Annotated in this window: 3 protein-coding genes; 2 read left to right on the forward strand and 1 reads right to left on the reverse strand. The window is 40.5% G+C overall.

What is annotated here, in order from left to right:
• Together glmM and Q1V93_RS09740 are read left to right on the forward strand one after the other, a co-directional pair.
• On the forward strand, window positions 1-1279 hold a 1279-nt coding region (glmM, locus tag Q1V93_RS09735; protein ID WP_300664190.1), incomplete at its 5' end, for a phosphoglucosamine mutase.
• A 282-nt stretch (window positions 1280-1561) separates the two neighbouring features.
• A complete protein-coding gene (locus Q1V93_RS09740; protein WP_300664192.1) occupies window positions 1562-3232 on the forward strand; it encodes a DUF4139 domain-containing protein in 1671 nt (556 codons plus the stop codon).
• 136 nt (window positions 3233-3368) lie between these two features.
• Here the strand turns inward: Q1V93_RS09740 and Q1V93_RS09745 are convergent, their stop codons facing one another.
• Window positions 3369-3791 (reverse strand): DUF983 domain-containing protein, encoded by a 423-nt coding sequence (locus Q1V93_RS09745; protein ID WP_300664194.1) that lies wholly within the window; start codon window positions 3789-3791, stop codon window positions 3369-3371.
• Between the last annotated feature and the right edge of the window lie 449 nt (window positions 3792-4240).

Here is a 4240-nt window from a genome sequence, read left to right on the forward strand (position 1 = left end):
TGTTCTGTTACCGCTAAACGGTTTGCAACAGAGTCGTAGTGTGGTGGGAAGAGATGCCAGACTTTCAGGAGAAATGATCGCAACCCTTGTGATTCAAACATTGGTCGGATTAGGAATCGAAGTGATTGATCTGGGCTTGTCGACAACACCGACGGTGGAAATGGCAGTTCCGTATCACAAAGCTGACGGAGGAATCATTCTGACAGCTTCTCACAATCCGAAGCAATGGAATGCGTTGAAATTGCTGAACAACAAAGGGGAATTTATTTCGGGAGCAGAAGGAGAATTGTTGTTGAAAATCGCAACGGAAGGAAGTTTTGTTTTTGCGGAAATTGATGATATTGGAAAAGTAGTAACCGATCCGGAGGCAATTAATCGTCACATTGATGCAATTTGTGCGTTACCGGATGTAGACATTCCGGCTATTAAAAACGCGAATTTCAAGGTTGTTGTCGATGCGGTGAATTCAACCGGAGGAATTTCCGTTCCGCAGTTGTTGCGAAGATTGGGAGTAACAGACATTATTGAAATGTATTGCGAACCAACCGGACATTTCCCGCACAATCCGGAACCTTTGAAAGAGCATTTGACAGAATTGTCTGCCCGGGTTGTTTCAGAAAAAGCACATGTGGGAATCACGGTCGATCCGGACGTAGATCGTTTGGCGTTGGTGAACGAAGACGGTTCGATGTTTGGCGAAGAATACACGCTGGTAGCAGTTTCCGAATACATTCTTTCCAAAAGAAAAGGAGCAACCGTTTCCAATTTGAGTTCTACAAGAGCATTGCGCGATATTACGGAAGAAGTAGGTGGTACCTACCATGCTTCCGCTGTCGGTGAAGTGAATGTGGTGGTTAAAATGAAAGAAACGAACGCTGTGATCGGTGGTGAAGGAAACGGTGGAATTATCTATCCTGAATTGCATTACGGAAGAGATTCATTGGTTGGAATCGCTTTGTTCCTGTCGCATTTGGCACATAAAAAAATGACAATGACTGCCCTTCGTGCATCTTACCCGAATTACGAGATGGCGAAAAAGAAAATCGACCTGACTCCCGGGATTGATGTGGATGCGATTTTAGTCAAAATGGCTGAGAACTATCAAAACGAAGAAGTAGACACGGTTGACGGGGTGAAAATCTATATCGGGAAAGAATGGGTTCATCTGCGTAAAAGCAATACCGAGCCGATTATTCGGGTATATACGGAAAGCAAGGATGCGCAGGCTGCATCGGATCTGGCAGACCGGATTATTGGTGAGATCAAAGAATTGATCTGATAGCATGAAGAAAACCAAAACAAACCACATAGGCACGTAGAACATATAGTGATTCATTCAATTGAAAATAAAATAATGCACCAAACAGAGTGTGTTAAAAGTAATGTGCCCTATTGTGCTTAAATAACAGGTCAAACCTTGTGTGATCTCTGTTCCTATGTGGTTCAAAACGATTAGTTGGTTATCAGTTTGTTATACCTTTTTTAGATTAGATTTTCTTTTTTGTTAAAATTCGATTGAACGAAAACCGTTTTGAGTAGTACTTGATGGAAATTGATTCCCATGAAAAAAGTAATTGTTCTCCTATTGGCGGTTCTCCCAGGTTTCCTCACACTTGCTGCCAACGACAAAGAGATTATCAAATCTTCCATCAGTGAAGTCACTGTTTATACCAACGGAGCTCAGGTTTACCGCAAGGCTAATTTCAATGTAAAACCCGGAATTACCGAATTGATCATTGAAGGAGTGAGTCCGAATATTGATCCGAAAAGTTTGCAGGTAAAAGCGTTTGGAAACGTAGTCCTGATGGATTCCAAATACCAGGCGTATTATCCGAAGCCCGAAACGGTGAAATTGGAAGGTCTGCCGTTAAAAATCAGGAAAGACATCAACCTGCTCCAGGATTCGATCAACAACGTTTCTTTTGATCTGAAAGAAATCCAGGATGAAATTGATGTGCTGAATACGTCAAAAAATATCCTGTCGAATAACGGGGCAATCCGCGGCCAGGGAAAGGTTAACGATTCGATTCAGCTCTTGAAACAGGCCATGGATTATTACCAGTTGAAAATGAATGAAATCAATAAGAAATTACAACTTTTGAATAAGCGTTCGGCTGCTAAAACCAACACATTACGGGAAATGACTGAACGTATGAATGATTTACAGAATTATCAGTCTTCCAATACTCCGAAAGTTCCTGTGGGGCCGATCCACCGCGTGATCATTACGGTTCAATCCAAAGAAGTGGTAGCCGGAAGATTGGCAATTTCTTACCTTGCTTCAGGTGCATCCTGGGTTCCGTCTTATGATATCCGCAGTGAGATTACGGCCGGAAAAGTAAACCTGGCTTACAAAGCGAGTGTGCAGCAAAATACCGGAGAATCCTGGGAAAACGTGCAATTGACGCTTTCGACGAATGATCCGTATCAGAACAAAATCAAACCGGATTTGCATCCGTGGTATGTGGATTACTACAATTTCGGAGCGGTGAACGGACGATTGAATAGTTACAGCGTCACTCCGGCTCCATCTATGAAATACGATAAAGAAGCGGAGAAAAAGACCGCAGACATGGAATACAATGCCGAGACTGCCGCGAATTTCACAACGGTAATCAACCGCGTTTTATCAGCCGAGTACAAAATAGATTTGCCTTATACGATCGAGAGCGATCAGGAAAGTCATTTGGTATTGGTTCGAAATGTGGACTTATCTGCGAATTACAGGTATTACACGGTTCCTAAAATTGATCCGGGAGTCTTTTTGATTGCGGAAGTGTTGAAACTGGAAGATTTGCAACTGGTTCCTGCAAGTGCAAATATTTTCTTCGACGGAACCTACATCGGTGAAACGTATATTGATCCGACTGCGATGAATGACACGTTGAAACTGAGTCTTGGAAAAGATCCGAATATCATTGCAAAACGCATTTTACTGAAAAAAGATTACAAGGAAAAAGTGATCGGGAACGACATTGAACGCACTTATTCGTATGAGATTTCGGTGAAGAATCTGAAAGCAAGTGCTATCGAATTGATGATTGAAGATCAGATTCCTGTAACAACGAACGGAGAAATCGTTATAGAGACGATCAACACGGATAAAGCAAATTATGACAAAACGACGGGGAAACTAACCTGGACGGTCAATTTGAAGACCAAAGCCACGGATAAAATGACCTATTCGTTTAAGATTAAGTATCCGAAAGATCGAAATGTCATCCTTCAATAAATTGTTTTGTAGTTTGAATTGAATGAAAATCCCTCAGTTTGCCGGCTGGGGGATTTTTGCTCGTTTAACGGAGCATTGAAAATATGGATGCTTTATACGTTCAGTATATTTAGTTCAAATGTTCAAATTGAATTTTTTAAACCTTTTCAACTGTTGAGCCTTTTGAACTCTGGTAATTCTTGATCGCATCCGGATCATAAGAAAAAAAGAGATTCGCCCAAATGATTTTGGATAAGGCATAGAGGTAAGGACTCAGAAAGATGGAAAGTCCTGAAATAATTGCAATTTGAGTCCAGGTTCCCGCACCAGGGAAAAAAAAGTTGAAACTAACCCAGCACGTAACGAACAAAGCAACTCCCAAAGCATAAGAAGCATACATGGCTCCGTAATAGAAACCAACCTCTTTTTCATATTTCAAGCCGCATTTTGAACAGTTTGAGTGGATTTTACCCAAGTTTTTCATGTCATAAGGATGAGAGATGAAAAATTCACCTTCCTGGCAACGCGGGCATTTCATTTTGAAAACACTGTTCAATTTGGATCCTTTACCAACTAACATTTTTCATTGATTTGATGTTTTACAAAGGTAGAAATAGCAAGCCGAAGAAAAGGTGATCTGGATCAGTTTTTAATTTTTTTTAGAAAAGCTCTTTTTTTGAAACCTTTTGCTGTTTCCTGCGTTAAAGAAAGCAACGGATCAATTATTAACATCTACAGGTTAAGGGAAAGAGGCTATCAGTCAGTGGACTGGTGGCCTTTTTCTTTTTTGTTAAGGTTGCAGATGAAAATAGAGGTGATCATTTAGGGTAATCTTTTCGAACGTAAATTTGCCATATTGCAATATTACGAATCGACTTCAAGTTCAAAATGATATGTTTAGATTTAAATGTTTGATTGTCAATGTTTTGTTTGTTCATTTCCTGTCCCTTAACATTTCGTCTGAATCCACATAAAGACAGCCTAATAGATCGTTTTGAATTTAAAAATGAGATTACTTGCGAACAAATG

This window comes from Fluviicola sp. (assembly GCF_030151805.1).
Lineage (GTDB): Bacteria > Bacteroidota > Bacteroidia > Flavobacteriales_D > Crocinitomicaceae > Fluviicola.

Coding starts and splice junctions, on each gene's coding strand:
- Q1V93_RS09745 (WP_300664194.1), bottom strand. CDS start 3,791: ATGTTAGTTGGTAAAGGATCCAAATTGAACAGTGTTTTCAAAATGAAA.
- Q1V93_RS09740 (WP_300664192.1), top strand. CDS start 1,562: ATGAAAAAAGTAATTGTTCTCCTATTGGCGGTTCTCCCAGGTTTCCTC.